The 24,195-nt window shown below is 65.2% G+C and carries 18 protein-coding genes; 13 read left to right on the top strand and 5 right to left on the bottom strand.

The features are described from left to right. Positions 1-255: 255 nt before the first annotated feature. The 8 genes from ABIC09_RS12210 to ABIC09_RS12175 all read left to right on the top strand — a co-directional run bounded on the left by ABIC09_RS12210 (position 256) and on the right by ABIC09_RS12175 (position 10,041). Complete coding sequence (locus ABIC09_RS12210; RefSeq protein ID WP_354109400.1) at positions 256-1,503, top strand: MFS transporter; 1,248 nt, start codon at positions 256-258, stop codon at positions 1,501-1,503. 103 nt (positions 1,504-1,606) lie between these two features. Then, the gene (locus ABIC09_RS12205; RefSeq protein WP_354109399.1) at positions 1,607-2,800 is read left to right on the top strand and encodes a M20/M25/M40 family metallo-hydrolase; all 1,194 of its coding nucleotides are present in this window, start codon (positions 1,607-1,609) and stop codon (positions 2,798-2,800) included. A gap of 40 nt (positions 2,801-2,840) precedes the next feature. Next, a complete protein-coding gene (locus tag ABIC09_RS12200) occupies positions 2,841-3,929 on the top strand; it encodes a mandelate racemase/muconate lactonizing enzyme family protein (RefSeq protein ID WP_354109398.1) in 1,089 nt (362 codons plus the stop codon). 203 nt (positions 3,930-4,132) lie between these two features. Then, entirely contained in the window at positions 4,133-5,281 is a 1,149-nt protein-coding gene (locus ABIC09_RS12195) for an amidohydrolase (RefSeq protein WP_354109397.1), read from the top strand. 69 nt (positions 5,282-5,350) lie between these two features. After that, a complete protein-coding gene (locus ABIC09_RS12190) occupies positions 5,351-6,502 on the top strand; it encodes a caspase family protein (RefSeq protein ID WP_354035912.1) in 1,152 nt (383 codons plus the stop codon). A 224-nt stretch (positions 6,503-6,726) separates the two neighbouring features. Then, complete coding sequence (locus ABIC09_RS12185) at positions 6,727-8,157, top strand: sodium:solute symporter family protein (protein ID WP_354109396.1); 1,431 nt, start codon at positions 6,727-6,729, stop codon at positions 8,155-8,157. Next, on the top strand, positions 8,154-9,359 hold the full coding sequence (locus ABIC09_RS12180) for a sialidase family protein (RefSeq protein ID WP_354109395.1): 1,206 nt from the start codon (positions 8,154-8,156) through the stop codon (positions 9,357-9,359). Before ABIC09_RS12185 ends, ABIC09_RS12180 begins: the two co-directional genes overlap by 4 nt. 4 nt (positions 9,360-9,363) lie before the next feature. After that, positions 9,364-10,041 (top strand): SDR family NAD(P)-dependent oxidoreductase, encoded by a 678-nt coding sequence (locus ABIC09_RS12175; RefSeq protein WP_354109394.1) that lies wholly within the window; start codon positions 9,364-9,366, stop codon positions 10,039-10,041. A 17-nt stretch (positions 10,042-10,058) separates the two neighbouring features. On the opposite strand, the gene ABIC09_RS12170 is transcribed toward ABIC09_RS12175, so the two are convergent. After that, entirely contained in the window at positions 10,059-13,166 is a 3,108-nt protein-coding gene (locus ABIC09_RS12170) for a DEAD/DEAH box helicase (RefSeq protein ID WP_354109393.1), read from the bottom strand. On the opposite strand from ABIC09_RS12170, the gene ABIC09_RS12165 reads away from it, so the two are divergent. Continuing rightward, a complete protein-coding gene (locus ABIC09_RS12165; protein ID WP_354109392.1) occupies positions 13,165-13,362 on the top strand; it encodes a hypothetical protein in 198 nt (65 codons plus the stop codon). The genes ABIC09_RS12170 and ABIC09_RS12165 overlap by 2 nt on opposite strands. A gap of 319 nt (positions 13,363-13,681) precedes the next feature. Here ABIC09_RS12165 and ABIC09_RS12160 read toward each other — a convergent pair whose 3' ends face one another. Next, complete coding sequence (locus tag ABIC09_RS12160; RefSeq protein WP_354109391.1) at positions 13,682-14,869, bottom strand: CaiB/BaiF CoA transferase family protein; 1,188 nt, start codon at positions 14,867-14,869, stop codon at positions 13,682-13,684. Between the two features lie 187 nt (positions 14,870-15,056). On the opposite strand from ABIC09_RS12160, the gene ABIC09_RS12155 reads away from it, so the two are divergent. Continuing rightward, the gene (locus ABIC09_RS12155) at positions 15,057-15,944 is read left to right on the top strand and encodes a VOC family protein (protein WP_354109390.1); all 888 of its coding nucleotides are present in this window, start codon (positions 15,057-15,059) and stop codon (positions 15,942-15,944) included. A gap of 57 nt (positions 15,945-16,001) precedes the next feature. On the opposite strand, the gene ABIC09_RS12150 is transcribed toward ABIC09_RS12155, so the two are convergent. From ABIC09_RS12150 to ABIC09_RS12140, 3 genes are all read right to left on the bottom strand, one after another. Further along, the gene (locus ABIC09_RS12150) at positions 16,002-17,063 is read right to left on the bottom strand and encodes an ABC transporter permease (protein WP_354109389.1); all 1,062 of its coding nucleotides are present in this window, start codon (positions 17,061-17,063) and stop codon (positions 16,002-16,004) included. Then, positions 17,060-18,586 (bottom strand): sugar ABC transporter ATP-binding protein, encoded by a 1,527-nt coding sequence (locus ABIC09_RS12145; RefSeq protein WP_354109388.1) that lies wholly within the window; start codon positions 18,584-18,586, stop codon positions 17,060-17,062. Before ABIC09_RS12145 ends, ABIC09_RS12150 begins: the two co-directional genes overlap by 4 nt. 61 nt (positions 18,587-18,647) lie before the next feature. Then, positions 18,648-19,613: a sugar-binding protein gene (locus ABIC09_RS12140; protein WP_354109387.1), complete on the bottom strand. Its 966-nt coding sequence runs from the start codon at positions 19,611-19,613 to the stop codon at positions 18,648-18,650. Between the two features lie 256 nt (positions 19,614-19,869). On the opposite strand from ABIC09_RS12140, the gene ABIC09_RS12135 reads away from it, so the two are divergent. From ABIC09_RS12135 to ABIC09_RS12125, 3 genes are all read left to right on the top strand, one after another. Further along, a complete protein-coding gene (locus ABIC09_RS12135; RefSeq protein ID WP_354109386.1) occupies positions 19,870-21,138 on the top strand; it encodes an ROK family protein in 1,269 nt (422 codons plus the stop codon). 106 nt (positions 21,139-21,244) lie between these two features. After that, complete coding sequence (gene dinB, locus ABIC09_RS12130; RefSeq protein ID WP_354109385.1) at positions 21,245-22,345, top strand: DNA polymerase IV; 1,101 nt, start codon at positions 21,245-21,247, stop codon at positions 22,343-22,345. A 182-nt stretch (positions 22,346-22,527) separates the two neighbouring features. After that, positions 22,528-24,180, top strand: a complete 1,653-nt coding sequence (locus ABIC09_RS12125; protein WP_354109384.1) for an ABC transporter substrate-binding protein — start codon at positions 22,528-22,530, stop codon at positions 24,178-24,180. The last annotated feature ends 15 nt before the right edge of the window (positions 24,181-24,195 follow it).

Here is a 24,195-nt window from a genome sequence, read left to right as displayed (position 1 = left end):
CACCTCTCCCGCTTGCGGGCAACGCTATCGCATGTGGTGTGCACGATGCGGCGGCATCGGCAGTAGGCTCCCTCTCCCGCTTGCGGGCCCGCAAGCGAGGGAGGGAGCGCATCTCGCTCGTTGCGACATCGAGCCTGCGCTTTAGGTCTGAGATTTCCGCTGCACAATCCGGAATGATGGGGCTGCAGCTGCCGCCATTGGCACGCCTTCGCCAATCATGTACCCCACCCAAAATACTCCTGGGACGGGACGCTCATGACCACCGCCACCACTGACGATGCGGGTGACAGCACCCGCGCGCTGATCTTTGCGCTGGTGGCGCTCGCCTGCGGGCACATGCTGTCGACCTTGCTGCGCACGATCCCGGCGCTCAGCCTCGATCTGATGGCGGCGGATTTCCACGTGCAGCCGCAGGCGCTGGCGAGCCTCACCTCGGTCTATCATTTCGCCTTTGCGGCCTCGCAGATCCCGGTCGGCGCGGCGATGGACCGGTTTGGCGTGCGGCCGGTGTCGCTGAGCCTGCTTGCGGGCACCGTGGTCGGCGCGATCGCGTCTGGCTTTGCGACGGGGCCTTCGAGCTTTGCGTTCGGGCAGTTGATGCTGGGGATCGCGACCTCGGGCATGCTGATGTGCCCGATGACGCTGGCGGCCAAGCAATTGTCGGCGGCGCGGTTCGGGCTGTGGTCGGGCGCGATCCTGTCGATCGGCAATATCGGCATGCTGCTGTCGTCGAGCCCGCTCGCTTTCGTGGTCGATCACTACGGCTGGCGCGCCGGCTTCTGGATCGCAGCAGCCGGCGGCGTCGTGGTCGCGCTCGCCGTGTTCGCGCTGGTGCCGAACCAGCCGGCCGAGCACAAGGACGAGGCTTCGCCGCTCTCGCAGATGATCGAGGTGCTCAGGCTCGGCCTGTCGCGGCCGTTGCGCGGACTGATCGCGCTGGCGCTGGTGTCGCTGGCAACCTCGCTGGTGCTGCGCGGATTGTGGGGCGGGCCGTGGCTGATGCAGGTCAAGGGATTGACGCGGGTCGAGGCCGGCAACCAGCTCGGCGCCTACACGCTGGCGATGATCGTGGGCCCGCTGTGCATGGGCATGATCGACCGCAGGATCGGCCGCCGCCGGGAGCTCGTCGCCGGCACGCACACGGTCGCGGCGCTGCTGGTGGTGCTGATGGCGCTCGGCGCGCCGCATTATGCGGTTGCATGGCTGTTCGGCGTGGCGGTCATGCCGCCGCAATACGATCTCGTGCTGTTCGTGCTGATCGGGCTTGCGACCTCGGCCCAGCCGCTGCTGTTCGGCATGTGCCGGCAACTGGTCGACGCGCAAGTAGCGGGCAAGGCGCTGGCGGCGGTGAACCTCGCCTTCTTCCTCGGTACCGCCCTGATGCAGTCGACCACCGGCGCAGTCGCGGCGTTTGCGGGGCTGCCGGCGGTGCTGCTGTTCATGGCGGCGGCGCTTCTCGTGGGGGTGATGATCTTTTTGACTTGTACCTCGCCGCGTTCGTAGGATGGGCAGAGCGAAAGCGAAACCCATCATTCTTGCCGGAAAATGATGGGTTTCGCGAAGAGCTCTTCCCATCCTACGAGTCTGCGCATCAAGGAAATGGATCATGCCTGTCGACACCAAAGCCGCCACCGACCGCCTCATGCGCTTCCTCGCGATCGAGGGCGTCACCGGACAGGAGGCGGCGATCGGGCGTGAGCTCACCGCCGCGCTGAAGGAGAGCGGCGTGCCGGCCAAGGCGATCCGGCTCGACGACGCCAACACCCGCATTCCCGTGCCGACCGAGACCGGCAACCTCATCGTCGACCTGCCCGGCCGCGGCGCCCTGCACAACCAGCCGCGCATCATGTTCATGACCCACATGGACACCGTGCCGCTCTGCGCCGGCGCCAGGCCGAGGAAATCCGGCCGCAGAATCGTCAACGAGGCCAGGACCGCGCTGGGCGGCGACAATCGCTGCGGCTGCGGCGTGCTGGTGACGCTGGCGGCCGAGCTCGAGAAGCAGAAGCTCGACCATCCGCCGATCACGCTGCTGTTCTGCGTGCGCGAGGAGAGCGGGCTCTACGGCGCGCGCCACGTCAAGCTCGACGCGCTCGGCTCGCCGGTGATGGCCTTCAACTATGACGGCGGCCCAGCCTCCAATGTCACCATCGGCGCCGTCGGTGCCGATCGCTGGAGCGTCGAGATCCATGGCCGCGCCTCGCATGCCGGCGTCGCGCCGGAGCGCGGCATCTCCTCGACCATGATCATGGCGCTGGCGCTGGCCGACGTGAAGGCCGGCGGCTGGTTCGGCAAGGTGGTGAAGGGCAAGCGGCAGGGCACCAGCAATGTCGGCCCCGTCACCGGCGGCGAGGGCCGCCCCGCGGGCGATGCCACCAATGTCGTCACCGACTACGTCCATGTGCGCGGCGAAAGCCGCAGCCATGACGGAAAGTTCTTCAAGGAGATCACCAAGGCCTACAAGGCCGCGTTCGAGAAGGCGGCCAAGAAGGTGACGAATGCGCAAGGAAAGTCCGGCAAGATCAAGTTCAAGGCCGAGACCGACTATTATCCGTTCCGCATGAAGGACAGCCAGCCCGTGATCAAGCGCGCGGTCGAGGCGGTGTCCGCGGTCGGCGGCACCCCGAACGTCCGCACCGCCAATGGCGGTCTCGATGCCAACTGGATGGTCCGCCACGGCGTTCCCACCGTGACCTTCGGCGCCGGCCAGAACGAGGCCCATACGATCGACGAGTGGATCAATCTCGACGAATACGACCGCGCCTGCGCGCTCGCCGTGCAGCTTGCGACGATGCGGTGATGGATTCGTACGAACCAAAAAACAAAAATCGGGAGGCCATATGCCACGCATCGCGACCCTCGAGACCGGGCTCTACCGGATCCCCCTCCCCGTCACGCTGTCCGACTCCACCCATGGCGAGATCGCGGCGTTCGAGCTGATTACCTGCCGCGTCCGTGATGCCGACGGCGCCGAGGGCGTCGGTTATACCTATACTGTCGGGCGCAATGGCGGCGCTGCCGCCGATATCCTCAAGCGCGAGATCCCGCCGCTGGTCGAAGGACGCGAGGCCGACGACACCGAAGCCGTCTGGCATCACGTCTGGTGGGGCCTGCATTATGGCGGTCGCGGTGGCCCTGCGGTGCTGGCGTTGTCCGCGCTCGACATCGCGCTGTGGGATTTGAAGGCGCGGCGCGCCAGATTGCCGCTGTACCAGTTGCTCGGCGGTTTTGATGCGCACGTACCGTGTTATGCGGGCGGCATCGATCTCGATCTTTCGGTCGAGGCGCTGCTCAAGCAGACCGACGGCAATCTCGCAAAGGGCTTTCGCGCCATCAAGATGAAGGTCGGCCGGCCCGATCTCAAATCCGATGTCGCGCGCGTCGCGGCGATGCGGCAGCATCTCGGCGACGGCTTTCCGCTGATGGCGGATGCCAACATGAAGTGGACGGTCGAGGAGGCGATCCGCGCCGCCCGCGCCTTCGTGCCCTACGACCTCACTTGGCTGGAAGAGCCTGTTATCCCCGACGATGTCGCGGGCCACGCGCGCATCATGCAGGCCGGTGGCGTGCCGATCGCAGCGGGTGAAAATCTACGCTCGCTGTGGGAGTTCAAGAACTACATCACATCAGGCGCGGTGTCCTATCCCGAGCCCGACGTCACCAATTGCGGCGGCGTCAGCACCTTCATGAAGATCGCGCGGCTGGCGGAGGCCTTCAACCTGCCCGTCACCAGCCACGGCGCCCACGACATCACCGTGCATCTGCTCGCGGCCTGCCCGAACCGCTCCTATCTGGAGGCCCATGGCTTCGGGCTGGACACTTATATCGAGCATCCGCTGGTGCTGGAGGACGGCAAGGCGCTCGCGCCGGCCCGCCCGGGCCACGGCATCAGCTTTGACTGGAACGGGCTAGCGAAGCTGGCGGCGTAGCCCATGAGGTCGTCATGCCCGGGCTTGTCCCGGGCATCCACGTTCTTTGTGCCGCAAGCAAGACGTGGATGGCCGGGTCAAGCCCGGCCATGACGATAGAGCGGCGTACTTTGCTGCACGCGAGGCATTCCAAGGGGCTTGATGCACCGCGCGGATAATCCGCTAAGGTGCCGGCAGCCGTCACCCTTCGAGAGAGCCGCGCCTTGACCCCCGAGTTGCATCAAAAACTGACCGCGTGGCGCCAGCATCTGCATGCCCACCCCGAGCTGTCCCTGCAGGAAAAGGCGACCGCGGCCTTCGTGCAGGAAAAACTCACCGAGCTCGGGATTGCCTTCGAGGCCGGCATCGGCGGTCACGGCGTGGTCGCGACGCTGACGCGCGGGTCGGCGCAAGGGCGCGTCGGCCTGCGCGCTGACATGGACGCGCTGCCGATCACCGAGGATACCGGGCTTGCCTACGCCTCAAAAACGCCCGGCGTGATGCATGCCTGCGGGCATGACGGACACACCGCCTCGCTGCTCGGTGCCGCTGCGCTGCTCGCCGCAGACACAAGCTGGAGCGGCACCGTCGACTTCATCTTTCAGCCGGCCGAGGAAGGTTTTGGCGGCTCGCGCGCGATGGTCGCGGCCGGGCTGTTCGAGCGATTCCCGATGGACCGCGTGTTCGGCTTCCACAACTGGCCGGGCCTCGCGGCCGGCACCATCGCGGTCCATGACGGCGTGGTCATGGCCTCCGGCGGACGCGTCACCATCACCATCGAGGGCCATGCGGGACACGCCGGCATGCCGCATCTGACCCGCGATCCCGTGATGGCAGCCGGCCATCTGATCGTGGCGCTGCAATCGATCGTGTCGCGCAGCGTCGATCCGCTCGACACCGCCGTGCTCTCGCTGTGCACGATCGAGGGCGGCACCGCGCCCAATCAAATCGCGGGCAAGGTCGTGATCCGCGGCACGCTGCGGCATCACCGCAATGACGTGAAGGACATCCTTCTCGGTCGCATCGCAGACATCTGCGCCGGCATCGCCACGAGCCTTGACGTCAAGGTCACGCCCGACATCGTCATGGGCGTCGGCGTGACGATCAACACGCCGGAAGAGGCCGGCTTCGCGCGCATGGCCGCGGACAAGGTGCAGGCGCCGATGCGGCGCGATCTTGCGCCCAGCATGGCCGGCGAGGATTTTGCCTTCTATCTCCAGCAGCGCCCCGGCGCGTTTGTCTGGATCGGCAACGGACCCTTGCGCGACGGCGCCGAGCTGCACGGCCCGCGCTACGATTTCAACGACGCGATCCTCCCGGTGGCATCGACCTGGATGGCCGAAGTCGCCAGGACAGCGCTGTCGGCGAACTGAGGCGGGCCCCGTGGCTCCCCCGGATCGGTTGCGCTAGGATCAAAGCTCCTTCGAACCAGCGAGATCCGGATGAACCGGCGCGAATTCGTGTCAAGGTTGACGGCGGCAACCGCGTTTGCGGGCGTGGCGTCGCCGGCGGCGGCAGCAGAAGGCAGGCGGGTCGCGCTGGTCATCGGCAACGGTGCCTACAGCAACGTGCCCGCGCTGCTCAATCCGCCGAACGACGCGAGCGACATCGCCGCGGCGCTGAAGCGGCTTGGCTTCACCGTCTCCCTGGCTGCGAACGCCGGCTTCGACGAGATGCGCCGCGGCCTGATCGCATTAGGGCGTGACGCCGCCGGCGCCGACATGGCGGCTGTGTATTTCGCCGGCCATGGCATGGAGATCAATGGCGAGAACTGGCTGATCCCTGTTGACGCAGAACTGAAGCGCGACACCGACGCGGCGAATGAAGCCATCAACCTGCAAAGCGTGATGTTGCAGGTGTCGAACACCACGAGCCTTGGCCTCGTCATCCTCGACGCCTGCCGCAACAATCCGTTTGCCGCCCGGATGAATCGCTCGATTGCCACGCGGGCGGCCACCATGAGCGGGCTCGGCCGCATCGAGCCCGTCGGTAACGTTCTCGTCGCCTATGCCGCACGCGACGGCACCACGGCGCTTGATGGCGACGCGCGCAACAGCCCGTTTGCAGCGGCGCTCCTGCGCAACATCGAGCTGCCCGGTGTCGAGGTGACGTTCATGTTCCGCAACGTCCGCGACGACGTGATGGAGGCGACCCGCAACGCGCAGCAGCCGTTCGTCTACGGTTCGCTGTCGCGCCAGGCGATCTACCTTGCCGGCCGGCCAACGGCCGGTGCCGATGGAGCGCCGAACCCGCTTCCGGCCGTCGCCTTGCCTGCTCCACAGCACACGCCGACCTCGCCAACGATCGATCCCGCGCTGGTCGGCACCTGGGAGATCATGGTGCCGAGCGGCCGCGGGCAGTCGCGCTGGATCTGGCAGATCATGGGCGACGGCACCTACAGATTCCACGCCGAGCCGCAGCGCTCGGCTCGTCCGCACGAAGGCACGATCACGGCCGCGAACGGCCACTGGACGCTGCACGCCCTCAGAGGCCTGTCGGGCTACAGCGACGGCGGCGCCTACGAGATCCGCAATGCGCTGGCTGTCATCACAGGCAAGCTGGGCACAGGCGCCTGGAAGCGCAGCGCCGAGTAGATGCTCCTGCGCGCGATGATGCGACCCGAAGGGCCGCGTCACGGCTGCCACCCTGCTCGCTGGAACCCGGATGTCCCCGGCGCCTTGACGCGTGCGCTTGACGCACCGCGCCCGGGCAGCTTTAATGGATTACAAGAACATTTGTTCGCATTCCGAACATTCTGCCGTCGGGCAAAAGCGGGCTCACAACACCGCGTCCCGCACCACCAGAGGAAACGTCACCGATGCAAGCCCTCCTCTCCGGCGAAAGCACGCTCGTCGTCACGATGATCGTCGCCTATATCGCCTTCACCTCCTGGCTCACGCTGAAGCTGCGCAGCCGGACCAGCGATCAGTTCATGACCGCGTCCCGCGCGATGCCGGCCGTCGTCGTCGGCGTGCTGATGATGTCCGAATTCGTCGGCGCCAAATCGACCGTCGGCACGGCGCAGGAAGCGTTCCAGTCCGGCATGGCTGCGGGGTGGGCCGTGCTCGGCGCCTCGCTCGGCTTCCTGCTGTTCGGCCTGTTGATGGTGAAGAAGCTGTACAATTCCGGCGAATACACCATCTCGGCCGCGATCGCGCAGAAATACGGCAAGTCGACCATGCTCACCGTCTCCGTGATCATGATCTATGCGCTGCTGCTGGTGAATGTCGGCAACTATGTCAGCGGCGCAGCCGCGATCGCCACCGCGCTGCATGTCAGCCTCCCCGTTGCGATGTGCATCATCGCTGCGGTTTCGACCTTCTACTATGTGTTCGGCGGGCTGAAAGGCGTCGCCTGGGTGACCATCCTGCACAGCGCCTTCAAGGTGGTCGGCATCATCATCATCGTCTCGGTTGCGATGTCGCTGACCGGCGGCATCGCGCCAATCCAGGCCAAGCTGCCGGCCTATTATTTCAGCTGGGACGGCAAGATCGGCTTCACGACGATCTTCGCCTGGACCTTCGGCACCGTCGGCGCGATCTTCTCGACGCAATTCATCGTCCAGGCGATCTCCTCGACGCCAAGCGCCGCCGAGGCCCGCAAGGCGACGTACTATGCCGCAGCGTTCTGCCTTCCGCTCGGCTTCCTGCTCGCGCTGATCGGGGTTTCCGCAAAATATCTCTACCCCGACATGAACAGCCTCTACGCGCTGCCGGTGTTTCTGGAGAAGATGCCGCCGCTGGCCTCCGCCTTCGTGACGACCTCGCTGGTCGCCTCGATCTTCGTCAGCGTCTGCACGGTGGCGCTCGCGATCGCCTCGCTGGTGGTGCGCGATTTCTACGTGCCGTACTGGAAGCCGACGCCGGAGCGCGAGCTGAAGATGACCCGCGTGTTCTCGATCGTGATCGCGATCGTGCCGCTCATCTTCGTGTTCTTCATTCCGGAGATCCTGAAGCTGTCGTTCTTCACGCGCGCGCTGCGCCTGTCGGTGACGATGGTGGCGATGATGGGCTTCTATCTGCCGCTGTTCGCCAGCAACCGCGGCGCCACCGCCGGCCTGATCGGCGCTGCCGTCGCGACCACGTTCTGGTACCTGCTCGGTAACCCCTTCGGCATCGACAACATGTACATCGCCGCCGCGTCGCCGCTGGTGGTGATGGCGATCGAGCGCATGGTGATGGGCCAGGCGCCCGCCGCCGCGCCACAGGCGGCGCAACCCAATGCTTTCGTGGAAAGGACTTCGACATGAGCATCGGTGCCGAGGTCGCGATCGCCGACATCGAGATCACCGCCGACGGCACCGTTCGCCCAGTGGCCGGCGATCCCGACCGGTTCGACGCGTTCATTCCCTCGCCTTGCGTGCAAAACCACGCCGCCAACCTGATGCCGCTCGCCAATGGCGATCTCGCCTGCGTCTGGTTCGGCGGCACGCAGGAGGGCATGTCGGATATCTCGGTGTATTTCTCGCGGCTTCCGCGCGGCGCGACGCAATGGTCGGCGGCCGAAAAGCTGTCCGACGATTCCGGCCGCTCGGAGCAGAACCCGGTGCTGTTCCCGGCCCCCGACGGCACGCTGTGGCTGATGTGGACGGCGCAGCTGGCGGGCAACCAGGACACCGCGCTGATCCGCCGCCGCCTCTCGCGCGACCATGGCAAGAGCTGGGGCCCGATCGAGACGCTGTTTCCGGAGCATCGCGGCCGCGGCACCTTCATCCGGCAGCCGATCGTCGTGCTCGACAATGGCGACTGGCTGTTGCCGGTGTTCTATTGCCACAGCACGCCGGGCAAGAAATGGAACGGCGACGAGGACACCAGCGCGGTAAAGATCTCGTCCGATGCTGGCGCAACCTGGCGCGACATCGACGTCCCCGGCAGCCGCGGCTGCGTGCATATGTGCATCGAGCGCCTCGACGACGGCTCGCTGATCGCGGTCTATCGCAGCCGCTGGGCCGACAACATCTATCAGAGCCGCTCGACCGATCACGGCCGCAGCTGGTCGGCGCCGGTTGCGACTGCGCTGCCCAACAACAACTCCTCGATCCAGGTCACGCGGCTCGGCAACGGTCATCTCGCGCTGGTCTTCAACGATTCCAGCGCCAAGGATGCGAGCGGGCGCCGCCTGTCGCTCTATGACGAGATCGAGGACGACCTTCCGCCCGTGCTCGCCGGCGATGGCGGCAAGTCGGACGGACGCACCGCATTCTGGGGCGCGCCGCGGGCGCCGATGACGCTGGCGATCTCGACCGACGGCGGACGCTCGTGGGCCAAGCGCAACGTCGAGACCGGCGACGGCTATTGCATGACCAACAATTCGCGCGACCAGACCAATCGCGAGCTGTCCTACCCCTCCGTCAAGCAGACCGCCGACGGCAGGATCCACACGGCCTTCACCTTCCATCGCCGCGCGATCAAGTATGTGCGCGTGACCGAGCCATGGGTGAAGCGGGGCTGAGAGCATGGACAAGCGGCACGCACTCGTCACGGGCGCCAGTTCGGGGATTGGCGCTGCGATCGTCGAGCGCCTGCTGCGCGACGGCTGGCGCGTCACCGGGATCAGCCGGCGCCCTGTAACGTTCGACCATCCGGCGTTCGATCATCTGTCGCTTGACCTGAACGACGTCGACAGCATTGCAGGCGCCGTCGCGGGCCTCGCACCGACAGCGCTCGTTCACGCCGCGGGCCAGCTGAAGGTCGCTCCGCTGGGATCGCTTGACCATGGCGACGGTGCTGCGATGTGGCGGCTGCATGTCGATGTCGCCGCACGCCTCGCCGACGCGCTGGCGCCGCGCCTGCCGCAGGGCGGGCGCATCGTCTTCATCGGCAGCCGCACCGCATCGGGCGCGACCGGCCGCGGCCAATATGCCGCGACGAAAGCCGCGCTGGTCGCGATGGCGCGGTCGTGGGCGAGCGAGCTCGCGCCGCGCGGCATCACGGTGAATGTCGTTGCGCCCGCCGCGACCGAGACACCGATGCTCAACGACCCGACGCGTGCCACTGTCGCGCCAAAGCTGCCGCCGATCGGCCGCTTCATTAGACCTGACGAAGTCGCAGCCGCCGTGGCGTTCCTGCTCTCGCCCGACGCTGCCGCCATCACCGGACAGCAGCTCGTCATTTGCGGCGGCAGCTCGCTCTGACGTCGGCAGCTCTCCCGTCACGCTTCGTCGAGCAGCTCGAACAATTCCTCGACCATGTCGAACGGGGCATCGCGCGTCTGGCTGTGGTAGACGACGCGATCGCCGTCGCGTTGCAGCGATTTTCCTCTCGACTTCCGCAGCCGTCCCGGCAGGAACGTCGCGGCCACCGCGCTTTGTCCGACGTCGAGGCGGACGATGCCTCTGCGCTTGCAGTCGAGCCTCAGCCGCGCGGCTGCAAAGACGTCGCGCGCTGGCGGCGGCAATGGTCCGAAGCGGCGCGAGGTTTCCTCCTCGAGATCGTCGAGGTCGTCCTCGCTGGCGCAGCGCGCGGCACGGGCATAGAGCTCCAGCCGTACCGGGGCAGATTGCACGTAGCTCTCGGGAAGCATGTCCGCGACCGGCAGGTTGAGGTCGGGCACCCACACCACGGACCTGCCGTCATCGACCTTCTCCGATGCCATTTTCAGAAGGTGACTGTAGAGCACGGGGCCGAAGACCTGGACGTGGCCGGATTGCTGCTCCGAGAACAGATCGCCTGCGCCCCGGAGATCCAGATCGCGCTCGCTGATCGCAAAACCTGCGCCCGGCCGGCTGAACTCCTCCAGCACGGCGAGCCGCTTCTCGGACTGTCCCGAGGCCGACTCGGTCAGCAGAAATGCGAAGGCGCGGATGCCGCCGCGCCCGACGCGTCCGCGCAGCTGATGCAGCTGAGCGAGGCCAAACTTTTCGGGCCAGCACACCACGATGGTGTTGGCGCGCGGGATATCGAGGCCACTCTCGACGATGTTGGTGGCGAGCAGGACGTCGGCGTTGCCCTCGACGAAGGTCATCATGCGGTCGTCGATCTCGTCGGCCGGCAATCTGCCGTGCAGGCAGACGATCTTGAGATCGGGCGCCACCGCCTGTACGCGCGCCAGCATCGGCTCGAGATCCTGGATGCGCGGGCAGATCAGGAAGCTTTGCCCGTGCCGCCGCTGCTCGCGCAGCAAGGCCGAGGCGATGGCGGCATCCGACAACGGCGCGATCTTGGTCGCGACCGGAAGCCGGTGCACCGGCGGCGAAGCGATGACACTCAGGTCCCTGAAGCCGGCAAGACCCGCGGCGAGCGTGCGCGGGATCGGCGTGGCGCTCATCCAGAGCGTATGCGCATTCCTGGCAAGCCCGGAAAGCCTCGCCTTCTCGGCAGCGCCGAAATGCTGCTCCTCGTCGATGATGACGAGACCGAGGTCATCGAATTTCACGTCCTTCGAGGTGAGCGCCTGCGTGCCGACCACGACCTTCACCCGGCCGCTGCGCAAGCCTTCCCTGGTCTCCCGCGTCTCGGCACCGGAGGTGGCGCGCGACAGGTTGCCGACCTCGATGTCAAAAGGCGCAAACCGCTTGCGGAAGGTCGCAACGTGCTGCCGCGCCAGCACTGTCGTCGGCACCGCGATCGCCACCTGCTTTCCCGACAGCACCACGGCGGCCGCCGCCCGCAGCGCCACCTCGGTCTTGCCGAAGCCGACGTCGCCACAAATCACCCGGTCCATGGGATGCCCCGACGCGAGATCATCCAGCACGTCGTTGATCGCCTTGGCCTGATCGATCGTCGTGAAATACGGAAAGCGCGCGACGAATTTTTCGTAGGCCGATCCCGGCGGGACCAGCTTGGCCGCCTTCCGCCGCTTGCGCTGGCTGATGTGCTTGGCGAGCGCCTTGCCGGCGAGCTGGATCTCCTGCTCGGCGGCGGTGCGGCGGGCCCACCATGTGCTGCCATCCGCCTTGTCGAGCGCGAGCTTGCCGCGCTCCGCTGAATAAGGCCACATCTGCGCCAGATCGGGCGGCGGCACCAGCACCGCGTTGTCGCCGGCGAAGGACAACCTGACCATCTCGCGCAAGGCGCCGCCGCCGGTGTTCACGGTCTGCAGGCCATCGAGCACGGCAAGGCCGCGCTGAAGATGCACGACCACCGTGCCCTGTTCCGGCACGTCGGCATGATCGAAGGCCGCAATCCAGCTTCGCGCCATCGGCTGCGGATGATGCGCACGGCTGCCGAGCACGTCACTCGCTGTCAGCACGACGGCAGCTTTCTTGCCTGGAATGACGAAGCCGGCGTCGAGATCTGCGATCAATGCCACGTCGCGATGGCGCGCACTCGCGGCCTCGTCCCAATCCGCGACGCGCTCCGCGCGCACGCCGCTCATCCGCTCCATCGCGCGCAGATCTTCCTCCTGCGCCGCGACGAGGATCAGGCGCGAACCGGCGCGCCTGGTGTCCTCGACGAAGGCGCGCAGAGCCTTTCTGGCTGACGTCAGCTTGGAAAATTCCGGCGTCGGCTGGAACGGAGCGCTGCGCGGCAGCACCTTCATGCCACGGGTTGCCTGCTTCCAGTCGGGGCGTCCCAGATATTCGCGCTCCCTGTCCGCGCGACCCGCGCCCTCCTCGATCGTGCTCAGCCAGGCATCGGCATGCACCGAAACGCCGGCATCCGCGATCCACCTGGCCTTGCCGCAATAGTCGAACAGCGTCGCGCGCTTGGCCCGAGCGCCAGCGATGGCGAGCCGCTCCGACATGGGATCGACGAGAAGCTCCCTGGTCTCGAAGATGATGTCATGCTCTTTCGGATCGAATGCCACGATGCGGCGGATGGCGCGCGCGGAATGCTCCACCCGGAACGGACCCAGCGCGCCTGCGGGAAATATCTCGAAGGTCTGGCCGTGAAACAGCACGCCGCCTGGATAATCCGGCTCGTCATCGAGGTCATAGCCCAGCTCTTCGAGACGGACGCGAAGCTCGCTCTCGGAGAAATGGCCGCCGACCTTCAAGCCCGTGTTCAAGCGCAACAGGCTCGCCGGCGTCGGCAGGCGCTCCATCACCGCTTCCGCCGTCGAGATGAGAAAGATCGGCTGCTTGGATTTTGCGAGGCGCCGCAGCACCGAGGCGCGACGGCCGGCGATCTCGCGCGATGGCTCCAGTTGATCGAACGGCAGGGTGTTCAGCCGCGGAAACACCAGCACTTCGCAGGACGGATCGAGTGCATGAATGACGCTGCCGAGCCGTTCTGCCCTGTTCTCGCTCTCGGCAAGGAACACGAGACCGCTGCGCCCGGATTCCTTCCACTGCGCCAGCAGATGCAGCGCCATCATGCCGAGCGGCGACGACGACGAGATCGTGGCGCGCTGCGAGCCCTTGCTCGCCGTCGGAGAACTTTTGGCTAGCGAGCGCCTGCTCGTCGAACTTTTGGCGGGCGAACGCTTTTTGGGCGAGCTTTTGACTTGCGAGCCCTTCTTTAGAGAACTCTTGCTTAGTGAGCCCTTGGCTTGCCGCAGTTTTTTGGAATGACGCACGTTAATCCGTTTCTCGTCGTAGGCAGTCGCTAATGGCACGCGCAGCCGAGTTCGTCCCGATTCGGTTGCGAATGGTCATGCATATGGGACGGGGCGCGCGAACGCACGCCTCCCAAAACACCTCGCGCGACATAGAAGTCGCCGGCACACGCAAAAGCGCCAAGCCCAAAGCGCGATGTATCACCGCGCTCCAGTTTGTTGTTTGAGTATGATCTTTTTCGGAAAACCGCTACGCGCTTTTCCGGATCATGCTCGTGCCGCCAGTCGTCTAGCAGACACGCCGGCCCATTTCCACTCTTGTGATCACGTCGCGGCTAAATGATGCCGCCCTGCCGAAGCGCTGCAATCGCGGCCGTGTCGTAGCCGAGTTCCGCCAGCACGGCATCGGTATGCTCGCCGAGCGTCGGCGGGCGCGTCGCGATTTCGCCCGGCGTTTCCGAGAGTCGAATCGCGGCGCGGGCAACCGGGGCCTGCTTCGGCAAGCCGGGATAGTCGACGTCTTGCAAGAAGCCGGCGGCGCGGATGTGCGGATGATCCAGCGCCTGCTGCGGGCTCAAAACCGGCCCGGTCGGAATCATCGCTTTGCCGAGGGTGTCGACCGCCTCCTGCGTGGTACGCTCGGCGCACCAGCGCGCCATTCGCTCGCTGATGACGGGTCCGTTGTTGCCGCGGCTGATGTCGTCGGCAAAGCGCGGATCGTTCAGCCACTGCTCCTCCTCGCCCATCAGCCTGGCCCAGCGCTTGAACAGCGGATGACCGGTGACCTGGCACAGCACCCAGCCGTCCCGGGTGCGGTAGATGTCTGCGGGCGCGGCAGTCTGGCCGAGATTGCCTGATGGGACGCGATTGACGTTGATGACGGCCTGCTCGATCAGCGTCGCATTGGTGAAGGACAGCGCGGTCGCCAGCAGCGCGCCCTCGACGATCTGCCCGCGCCCGGATTTGCCGCGCTCGATCAGTGCGGCGAGCGTCCCGAAGGCGCAATGCAGCGCGGTGCCGAAATCGACCCAGTTCACCGCCGCGCGGTAAGGCGGATTGCCCGCGCCGGTCATGTAGACCGAGCCCGACATGACCTGGCCTACGCCATCGAAACCGACGCGGTCGGACCACGGCCCCGGCCCGCCGAACGCAGTGGCCGTGGTGAGGATGATGTCCGATTTGATCGCCTTCAACGAGTCGTAATCGAGCTTCATGGCGCGCAAGGTCTGCGGCGGCAGATTAGCGACGACGACATCAGCTGTCTTGACCAGCCGGCGCATCACCTCCTGGCCTTCAGGCGTCATCGGATCGAGCGTGATGCACTTCTTGTTGCGGTTGACCTGGAGGAACAGCGCGCCCTCGCCGCCTTCGCCGACCGGCGCCACGAAGCGATCCTCGCTGCCGTCACGCTTCTCGACGCGAATGACCTCGGCGCCGAACTCGGCCAGCAATGTCGCGCAATACGGTCCCGCGATGTAGCGCCCGAAATCGAGGACGCGCACGCCTTCCAGAACTCCCCCCATCGACCTCTTCTTTCCCTCACTACTTCCGGTCAGATTACAGGGAATGGGTGCCACGGCAAGGTGCAGCGCACACCATGCCCTGTCCTCAAGATGCTGCCTTCAAGATGTCATCATCCAGCCGTTTCGGCCGGCGGAAATTCTGCTCTAGTATAGGCCTGTCCGTCCCTCCAGCCAGAAGCGCACATCCATGCCGCAACAATTCGATCGATCCGCAGAAGATCTCGGCAACGCCATTCATTTCGAGCACGTCAACATCCAGGTTCCGGACCAGCGCCTCGCCACGCTGTTCTACGTCACCGGGCTTGGACTGACCCGCGATCCCTATCTGATGGTGTCCGACACCAACATGTGGATCAATGCCGGACGGAGCCAGTTTCATCTGCCGAGCGGCAAGGCACAGGTGCTGCGCGGCCATACCGGGCTGGTCATCGAGGGCCGCGAGGCGCTGCTGGCGCGATTGGCCTCGGTCGCCGGGAAGCTCGAAGGCACCGCCTTCGCATACGCCGAGCACAACGATTATGTCGAAGCGACCTGCCCCTGGGGCAACCGCCTGCGCATCCACGAGCCGGACGCGGCACGCTTCGGGCGCATCACGCTCGGCATCCCCTATGTCGAGTTCGAGGTGCCGGCCGGATCGGCACAGGCAATCTGCGCCTTCTATCCCGAGATCATGGGCATGCCGGCGAGCTTGCGCAACCGCGGCGGCAAGGTTGCCGCGGTGAAGACCGGCCGCGACCAGCATCTGCTGTTCCGGGAGACCGATCGGCCGCAGCCCGCCTATGACGGCCACCATGTGCAGATGTACATCACCGATTTCTCCGGCCCTTATCGCAAGCTGCTGGCGCGCGACCTGATCTCCCGCGAGGACAACCAGTATCAGTACCGGTTCTGCGACATCGTCGATCTCGACAGCGGCAAGCATCTGTTCACGGTCGAGCACGAGGTGCGCAGCGCGACGCATCCGATGTTCATGCGGCCGATGGTCAATCGCAGTCCTGTCGTCAACAACCGCAACTACGCCTACGGCCACGATCAGGCATCCTGGGCGATGGGGCCGGATCAATATGAGGGATAGGACCTACCGCGACAAAGCCGCCGACGAAGCGGCTTTGTCAACGCGAGCCTGGGTCCGTCACACCTTGTCGCCGGTCCTCGCCGGCAGCGCGTCCACGCCGCGCGGCGGTGCGCCCGGCTGTCCTTGCACAGGTGTCGATCTCGGCGCCGTGCGGGCGATGCCGGCCAGCGCCTGCTTGCGCCGGCGTCGTTCCTGCAATTGCTGGTCTGCCAACACGCCGATCAGAATCACCGTCCCCATCACCGCGAAGTTCAGCGAATTGGGGATGCCGAGGATATTCACGAGGTTCTGGAGCACCTGCAGCAGCGCAGTCCCCAGCACGATACCGAGAATAGAACCCTCGCCGCCACGCAGGCTGCAGCCGCCCAGCACGGCAGCCGCGATCGCGTAGAGTTCATAGAAATTGCCGAAGGAGCTCGGAGACACCGAGTTCGTGTAGAACACGAACAGGACCGTCGCAACTCCGGCGAGCCCACCGCTGATGATATAGGCGGTTGCGATCACCATGTTGGTGTTGATGCCGGAGAAGCGCGCCGCCTCCTCGTTCTTGCCGACGGCATAAAGCCAGCGTCCGTAGACCGAGCGGTGCAGCACCACGCTGAGGACGAACGCAAGGACGATCAGGAGGATGAAGGTGTTCGGGATGCCCGCCACATGGCCGGAGGCAATGTTGCTCAGTGTCGCTGCCTCGTCGCCGTAGCCGAAGCCGCGTGTCGAGTCGGTCGTGTAGTAGCGGGCGGCGCCGCGATAGATCAGCAACCCGCAAAGCGTCACGATGAAGGGCTGCATCTTCAGCCGGGTGATCAGGACGCCCTGAATCGCCCCCAGCACCAGTCCGCCCAGCAACACGGCCAGCAGCGCCAAGGGCCAGGGAACCTGGTACGTCGTCAGAAGGTCGACGAAGACGACACCGAGCAGCGCGAACATCGAGCCGAGCGAAAGGTCGATGCCGCCGGTGATGATCACGAGGCCTTCGCCAAGCGCAAACACGCCGAACAGGCCGATCAGATTGGCCATGTTGAGCAGGTTCACCACCGACAGGAAGGCCGGATTGATCATGCCCGTGATGACGGAAATCACCACGAGCAGCAGGCCGAGACCGAGTTCTTTCTTGTTCATGGGGCAGCGGCTTCCACGGTTTCCAGCGCCTGGCCCATCGCAAGCCGCAGCACGTTGTATTCACTGAATTGCGGTCGCTCCAGCACACCGCTGACGCTGCCTTCATGCATCACCGCGACCCGGTCTGAGACACCGATGACCTCCTCCATGTCCGAGGAGATCATCACGATCGCGACGCCCTGGTCGGCGAGCTCGCGCATCAGCGCGTAGATCTCGCTCTTGGCACCGACATCGATGCCGCGGGTCGGCTCGTCGAAGAACATCACGCGCGGCTGCATGGAGAGCCACTTGCCGAGCACGACTTTCTGCTGGTTACCGCCGGAGAGGGTCACGGCCTCCATATCAACGCTCGGCACCTTGATGGAGAGCCGCCTGACCTGCTCCTTCGCGACATTGCGCTCGGACGCGCCGTTGACCAGCCACATCCGCGCATAATTGCGCAGGCTCGCCAGCGTCACATTCTCGCGGATCGGCAGCTCCAGCACGAGCCCGGTTTTCTTGCGGTCCTCCGGCACCAGATAGATGCCTTGCCTGATCGCATCCCGGGGCGATGCGACATCGACCGGCGCGTTGTCGATCCTGATCTCGCCACCCAGCACCGGATCGATGCCGAAGGCCGCGCGGGCCAGCGAGGTACGACCAGCGCCCACCAGTCCTGCCAGTCCGAGGATCTCGCCATGCCGCACGGAAAGATCGATCTGCCGGTCGGGGAAGGCTGACGTCACGAGGCCGACGATGTCGCAGCCGCCCGGCTGCGGCGGCCGTTTCGGCGGCGTATGCAGCGCTTTCAGGTCGCGGCCGATCATCAGCCGGATCATTGTGGCATGGCTGAGCTGGTCCCGCGCCAGCTCTCCCACCGTGCGCCCGTCGCGCAGCACCACGACGCGGTCAGCGCAGGTCATGATCTCGCCGAGCCGGTGGGAGATGTAGATCACGGCGATGCCGTGCGCCTTCAGATCGGCAATCACCGCCAGCAGCCGCTCGGTCTCCGAAATCGTCAGGCTCGAGGTCGGCTCGTCCATGATGATCACGCGGGCGTCGATCGAGAGCGCCTTGGCGATCTCCACCATCTGACGTTCCGCGATCGAGAGATTTTCGACCAGCGTGTCAGGTCCGAAATCGGCGCCCAGCCGCTGCAGCAGCGGCGTCACGCGGGCGCGCATCTGCGCGCTGTCCACCAGCTTCAGCGGGCCGCCGACGAGCTTCTCGCGTCCGATGAAGACGTTCGCGGCGACGTCGAGATTCTCGAACAGGTTCAGCTCCTGATGCACGAAGGCGATGCCGGTCTGCGTCGCCTCGTTCACCGTCATTTGGGCATGGTCAGTGCCGCCGATGCGGATCACGCCCGCGCTCGGCTCAATCACGCCGCCCAGCACGCGCATCAATGTCGACTTGCCGGCGCCGTTCTCGCCGATCAGGCCCAACACCTCGCCGTGGTGCACGCGCAGGCTGACATCGTTGAGGGCCATGACCCCGGGATAGGACTTGCTGATCCCGACAAGTTCGAACAGGATTTCCGCCATTCACTTCCTCCCAACCGACGCCCGACGGCTATGGCCGCCGGGCGTCGAAAGGCACTCAGAGTCACTTCTTCAGCAGATCCTTCATGTGAGCGGTGAAGTCCGCGACGTTGGTCTTGCTGATCACCTGGGTCGGCACGATCAGCTTGCTGTCGGCCGGAATCCAGGACTTGTCGCCGTTCAGCGTCTTGATGATGTTGGTGGCGGAGAGATAGCCGAATTCGAACGGCTGCTGCACCACCGTCGACTCGATCGTGCCGTCGGAAATTCCCCGCAGCGTGCGCTGATCCTCGTCGAAGCCGACGATCTTCACCTTGCCGGCCTTGCCCGCCGCCTTGACCGCATCATAGATCAGCGGGGTCTCGTAGCTCCAAAGGCCGGACAACAGCGCAATGTCGGGATATTTGACGAGCACGTTCTCCATGTTTGCCTTGGCCTTGGCGGAGTCTACCTGGTCGGTGAACACGTCGACCAGCTCGATCTTGGTGCCGGCGATCGCTTCCTTGATACCCTGCACCCGCTCGCGGGCGTTGTCCGCGTCCATCGTGCCGACGAACAGCGCGATCTTGCCGCCGTTCGGCAACGCCTTCTTGAACTCCTCGCCCGCTTGCCGCCCGGCCGCGACGTTGTCGGTGCCGATATAGGCGAGACGCTTGCTCTGCGGCGCGTCGCTGTCCGTCGTGATCAAGATGGTCTGGGACGCGACCTTGTTGAGCTCTTCGGTTGCGTGCGGCGCATCGTCGACCGAGATCGAGATGCCGGCGACGCCGCGCACCAGCAGGTCGTCCAGCTCGCGCCGCTGGCCCGCCGCGGTCGCATCGTTGGTGACGATCAACTGGATATCGAATTCCGGGTGCTCCTTCTGAGCCTTCTCGAGCCCGCGGCCGGCGATGACCCAGAAATCGGCCGCTGCATTGGTCACCAGCGCGATGGTCTTCTTCTGCTGGGCCTGCGCCGCACCCGTGGCCAGCGCGAACGCAGCGGCGGTCGCGAGCAACGGCACTAGCAATGTCTTCATTGATCCGTTCATGTGTACCTCCCTTTGGTCCCCCCAGATGCGGGGCTTTACAGCGCTTTTGCGCTCTATTTTATTCACGCAGCGAAGAAATGTTGCAGAGCAGAACATCAAAATCAGGATGCGCTGGCCACTTCTTCAAGCGGAAATAGTACATGAGGCATGATATTAGTAAATATGGCCGCCTCGTCGCGCTCCGCGCTGTGCTTTTCCAATCACACCGCCCCAATACGCGCTCATTAAATTCATGCTCTGAATTAAATAGGACAGCATGACTGACCAGACTGAGTTGCCGAGACGAATTTCAGGCATGACCCGTGGCTCGAACCGGGGCCGCCTGGTGGAAGTCCTGCGACGCCACGGGCCGTTGCCGCGTGTGGAGCTGGCCCGGAGCACGGGACTGAGCTTCCCCGCCGTTTCCGGCCTGACGTCGAGGCTGATCGCGGAAGAGCTGCTGTGCGAGACCGAGACAGCGGCAACCCCTTGGTCCGACGTCCCCGACGAAGAGGATCCGGATGGGTTGAATGGCCGCCGCCGTGGCCGGCCGGCCGTGCTGCTGACCCTGAACCCGAAGTTCGGCCGCGTCATCGCGGTCTCGCTGCGCATGAATCTGATCGAGACACTGATTGCGGATTTCAGCGGCTTCAGCCTGGCCCAATCCCGACTCGAAATCGCGACCCGGGCTCTCGATGCGGGCGCATTGTGCGACCTCGTGATCACGCAAATCAATGCGATGCTGGCGGCGACGGCCACACCGCGCCATCGGCTGTTGGGAATAGGGATTGCCCTCCAGGGCATCGTGAACGCGGACACTGGCCGGCATCTGTGGAGCCCGGTGTTGTCCGTCACCGACATTGATCTGGCGAAGCCGGTGCGCGAGGCTTTCGGCACCGAAGTCGTGATGGCGAATGATGCTGTCGCGGTTGCGCTCGCTCTCGCCGCCGCGGAGCCGTCACTGGCGCAGGGCCTGATGGCCACGATCCTGATCGGTCACGGCGTCGGCATGGGCGTCGTGGTCGACGGTGAAGCGCGGCTGGGCGCCGGCGCCGGCAGTGAGATCGGCCATACCAAGCTGGGATCGAACGGGCCGCAATGCCGCTGCGGCCAGCGCGGCTGCATCGAGGCCCATCTCGCCGACTATGCGCTCTACCGCGACGCCCGCACCTTTCTCGACTTGCCGCCAGCGGCGTCGCAGCAGCCTTCCGAGGCGCAGATGACCCTCCTGCATGAGCGGGCACGGAGCGGTGATCCCCGTCTCGAGCACGTCTTCCAGCAGGCAGGTCGCGCGCTTGCCGAGGCGGTCGCGGCAACGATATCCGTGCTGCGCCCGCACCATGTCGTCCTGGCAGGGCGCGGCCTGCAGGCATTTGACATGATGCGCCACGCCTATGAGGAGCGGCTCGAGCAGGCGGTGTTGCCATGGCTGCTCAAGTCCACGACGATCCATCTGCGTCCAAGCGATTCGGCGGCCATCGTCGATGGCATGATGCAACGGACGCTGCGGGTCGTGGACCGCAACCACATGGAGACAACCGAATAAGCCACGGCCCCCGCCGATCATGAAGGCGATCCGGCGAAGTTGAGGGCGAACTGCGGCAGCCCGCGATCATCTCGCGATTCCCACGGCCCGATTGTATTATCCGCGCATGAGCGAATCCGGCACCGTGGAAGGCGACGCAAGGCGCGTTCGCAAGATCATCCATATCGACATGGATGCCTTCTACGCATCGGTGGAACAGCGCGACAATCCGGAGCTGCGCGGCAAGCCCGTCGCTGTCGGCGGTTCGGCCGAGCGCGGCGTGGTTGCCGCGGCGAGCTATGAAGCGCGTAAATTCGGCGTTCGGTCCGCGATGGCGTCGGTGACCGCGAAGCGGCAATGTCCCGACCTGATCTTCGTGAAGCCTCGCTTCGAGGTCTACAAGGCGATCAGCCGGCAGATCCGCGAGATTTTTGCCGAGCACACGGAGATCATCGAGCCCTTGTCCCTCGACGAGGCCTATCTCGACGTGACCGAGAACCTGCAAGGCATCCCGCTCGCGCGCGACATCGCGCTGCGGATCCGCGAGAAGATCAAGGCGGAGACCGGCCTCAACGCTTCGGCGGGCATTTCCTACAACAAGTTCCTGGCCAAGCTCGCCTCCGATCACCGCAAGCCCAACGGCCAGTTCGTGATCTCCCCGGAGATGGGACCCGCCTTCGTGGAGACGCTGCCCGTCGGCAAGTTCCACGGGATCGGGCCGGCAACAGGTGCGAAGATGAACGCACTCGGCCTGTTCACCGGTCTCGACATCCGGAACCAGACGCTCGAGTTCATGAACGCGAACTTCGGCAAGTCGGGCGCCTATTATTACTGGATCTCGCGCGGCGTCGACGAACGGCCGGTCCGGGCCAACCGGATCCGCAAATCCATCGGTGCGGAGACCACGTTCTCGACCGACCTTGCCGAATTCGACGCGCTGGTCGCCGAGCTTCGCCCCCTCGTCGACAAGGTCTGGCGCCATTGCGAGACGACCGGCAGCCGGGGCCGCACCGTCACCTTGAAGATCAAGTTTGCCGACTTCGAGATCATCACGCGCAGCAGGTCTCTGCTCGCGCCGGTCGCAGGCCGGGACGAGCTGGAGCGGCTGGCCTGCGGCCTGCTCGAAGTCGAGATGCCGCTGCCCAAACGCGTCAGGCTCCTGGGTGTAGCGCTGTCCTCCCTCCAGCTCGCAGACGATGCGGAGCCGCAACTGACCTTCGGCATCTGATCCAGAGCCGCATGCGGCAAATGCACAGCTTTGTCCGCGCACGCGGCGGGAGGGAGCGGTGGTCCTCATCTTGATTCAGAGGCATTTGTTGCCCGCCTTAAACGAAATTTGGAATGGCCAGGCCGCTCCATTTCGCTTCTCCTACGCATCTCGCCATCCGCCTGGTGCAACAGGAGCTATTCGTGACCGAACGCCTTCCTTCGTTTTTGATCTCCCGGCGTCGCCTATTGATCACGACGTCCGTGATGGCGGCCGCTGCCCTGACGGCAATGGCTGGTCTGTCATCGGTTCGAAGTGCCGGCGTCTCATCGAACGGCGGTGACATCACCTTCCTTATCGACTCGCTCGGCGGCACCTGGATTCCGAACAACAGCTCCATCTCCAGCTTCCAGGGCCACATCTGGGGCCACGTGACCGACAAGCTCGTCTATGTCGATGCCGACGGCAAGGTCAGTCCCTGGATCGCCGAGAGCTGGGAGCAGAGCAGCGACGCCACCCAGTTCACCCTACACCTCAAAAAAGCTGTGACGTTCTCCGATGGCACTGCACTCGACGCATCGGCTGTCGTCGCCAATCTCGACATCTGGTACGCCGGACGGAAGAGCGAGGGCATCAACCCGGTTGGCCTCTTCCCGAAGACCTACGACCGCGCCGAGGCGGTCGACGCAACCACCGTGAAGGTTGTCTTCAAGGCGCCGACACTCGGCTTCATTCCGACCCTCGGCTATCACGGCTCGATTCTCATCTCCCCAAAGACTCTCGCGCAGCCGGCAGCCCAGCAGGCCGACCTTGGCAAGACGTCCGGCAGCGGGCCGTATGTGGTCGCCTCCTGGAAGGAGGGCGACTTCGTAAAGCTGGTCAAGCGCAAGGACTACAATTGGGGTCCCGCAGCCGTCGGCCACACCGGCCCGGCCTATCTTGACTCGATCACATACAAGATCGTCTCCGAACCATCGTTGCGGGTCGCCGCCGTCCAGTCCGGCCAGGCCGATGTCGCCTACAGCCCCTCGCCGCAGGAATTGAAGTCGCTCAAGGATGCCGGCTTCACCACCGCAACCCCACGCTATCTCGGCTTCGTCAACGGCCTTGCGGTCAACACCAGGCTGGAGCCCTATAACGATGTGAAGGTACGACAAGCGCTCCAGGCCGGGATCGACCGGAAGGAGATCATCGACACCATCTATACGCCCGACTGGAAGCTGGCGACGTCCTTCATCCAGAGCAACGTGCCCGGTGCGACCGACCACAGCGACCTCCTGGCCTACAACCCAGGCAAGGCCGAGAAGCTGCTCGACGAAGCTGGCTGGGTCAAAGGGGCCAATGGCATCCGCACCAAGGACGGCAAGCAGCTGTCGCTCACGCTTCACTCCAACCCCTACCTTGCGACGGCGAAGTCGATCGACGAGCTCATCGCCCAGCAGCTCGGCAGGATCGGCTGGAAAGTCACCATCCGCGCCTATGACGTCGTGACGTTCGGCGAGAAGGTGCGGTTCGGCGGGCCAGCCGTGCCGGCCTACGAGGTGACCCGCAGCTTCATCGATGCCGGCACGGTCGCCAGCATCCTCACCGACGCGAACAATGGCGAGAACTGGTTCAATCTCGGCGACAGCGACAAGAAGCTCAACGAGCTACGCGACAAGATTGCCGGCGCCGCCTCTCTCGACGTTCGCAATCCGCTGCTCGATGAGTTGCAGACCTACGTCCTGGAGCAGGGCTACTTCATCCCGCGCACGCAGATCGTCCAGCGGATCTACGTGCAGTCCCCGAGGCTCAAGGGCGAGGTCTACAACGGCATCGCGTACGCCAGCTATTACACGGCCACGAAGGGCGAGTGAGGCACCATGCGAGCG

The organism is Bradyrhizobium sp. S3.12.5 (assembly GCF_040548225.1).
GTDB lineage: Bacteria > Pseudomonadota > Alphaproteobacteria > Rhizobiales > Xanthobacteraceae > Bradyrhizobium > Bradyrhizobium cytisi.
This window is presented reverse-complemented; position numbering and strand designations above follow the sequence as displayed.

What these genes read in the sequence shown, in the direction of transcription:
- ABIC09_RS12210 (WP_354109400.1), top strand. Translation starts at nt 256, where the DNA reads ATGACCACCGCCACCACTGACGATGCGGGTGACAGCACCCGCGCGCTG.
- ABIC09_RS12205 (WP_354109399.1), top strand. Translation starts at nt 1,607, where the DNA reads ATGCCTGTCGACACCAAAGCCGCCACCGACCGCCTCATGCGCTTCCTC.
- ABIC09_RS12200 (WP_354109398.1), top strand. Translation starts at nt 2,841, where the DNA reads ATGCCACGCATCGCGACCCTCGAGACCGGGCTCTACCGGATCCCCCTC.
- ABIC09_RS12190 (WP_354035912.1), top strand. Translation starts at nt 5,351, where the DNA reads ATGAACCGGCGCGAATTCGTGTCAAGGTTGACGGCGGCAACCGCGTTT.
- ABIC09_RS12185 (WP_354109396.1), top strand. Translation starts at nt 6,727, where the DNA reads ATGCAAGCCCTCCTCTCCGGCGAAAGCACGCTCGTCGTCACGATGATC.
- ABIC09_RS12180 (WP_354109395.1), top strand. Translation starts at nt 8,154, where the DNA reads ATGAGCATCGGTGCCGAGGTCGCGATCGCCGACATCGAGATCACCGCC.
- ABIC09_RS12175 (WP_354109394.1), top strand. Translation starts at nt 9,364, where the DNA reads ATGGACAAGCGGCACGCACTCGTCACGGGCGCCAGTTCGGGGATTGGC.
- ABIC09_RS12165 (WP_354109392.1), top strand. Translation starts at nt 13,165, where the DNA reads ATGCCGAGCGGCGACGACGACGAGATCGTGGCGCGCTGCGAGCCCTTG.
- ABIC09_RS12170 (WP_354109393.1), bottom strand. Translation starts at nt 13,166, where the DNA reads ATGATGGCGCTGCATCTGCTGGCGCAGTGGAAGGAATCCGGGCGCAGC.
- ABIC09_RS12160 (WP_354109391.1), bottom strand. Translation starts at nt 14,869, where the DNA reads ATGGGGGGAGTTCTGGAAGGCGTGCGCGTCCTCGATTTCGGGCGCTAC.
- ABIC09_RS12155 (WP_354109390.1), top strand. Translation starts at nt 15,057, where the DNA reads ATGCCGCAACAATTCGATCGATCCGCAGAAGATCTCGGCAACGCCATT.
- ABIC09_RS12150 (WP_354109389.1), bottom strand. Translation starts at nt 17,063, where the DNA reads ATGAACAAGAAAGAACTCGGTCTCGGCCTGCTGCTCGTGGTGATTTCC.
- ABIC09_RS12145 (WP_354109388.1), bottom strand. Translation starts at nt 18,586, where the DNA reads ATGGCGGAAATCCTGTTCGAACTTGTCGGGATCAGCAAGTCCTATCCC.
- ABIC09_RS12140 (WP_354109387.1), bottom strand. Translation starts at nt 19,613, where the DNA reads ATGAACGGATCAATGAAGACATTGCTAGTGCCGTTGCTCGCGACCGCC.
- ABIC09_RS12135 (WP_354109386.1), top strand. Translation starts at nt 19,870, where the DNA reads ATGACTGACCAGACTGAGTTGCCGAGACGAATTTCAGGCATGACCCGT.
- dinB (WP_354109385.1), top strand. Translation starts at nt 21,245, where the DNA reads ATGAGCGAATCCGGCACCGTGGAAGGCGACGCAAGGCGCGTTCGCAAG.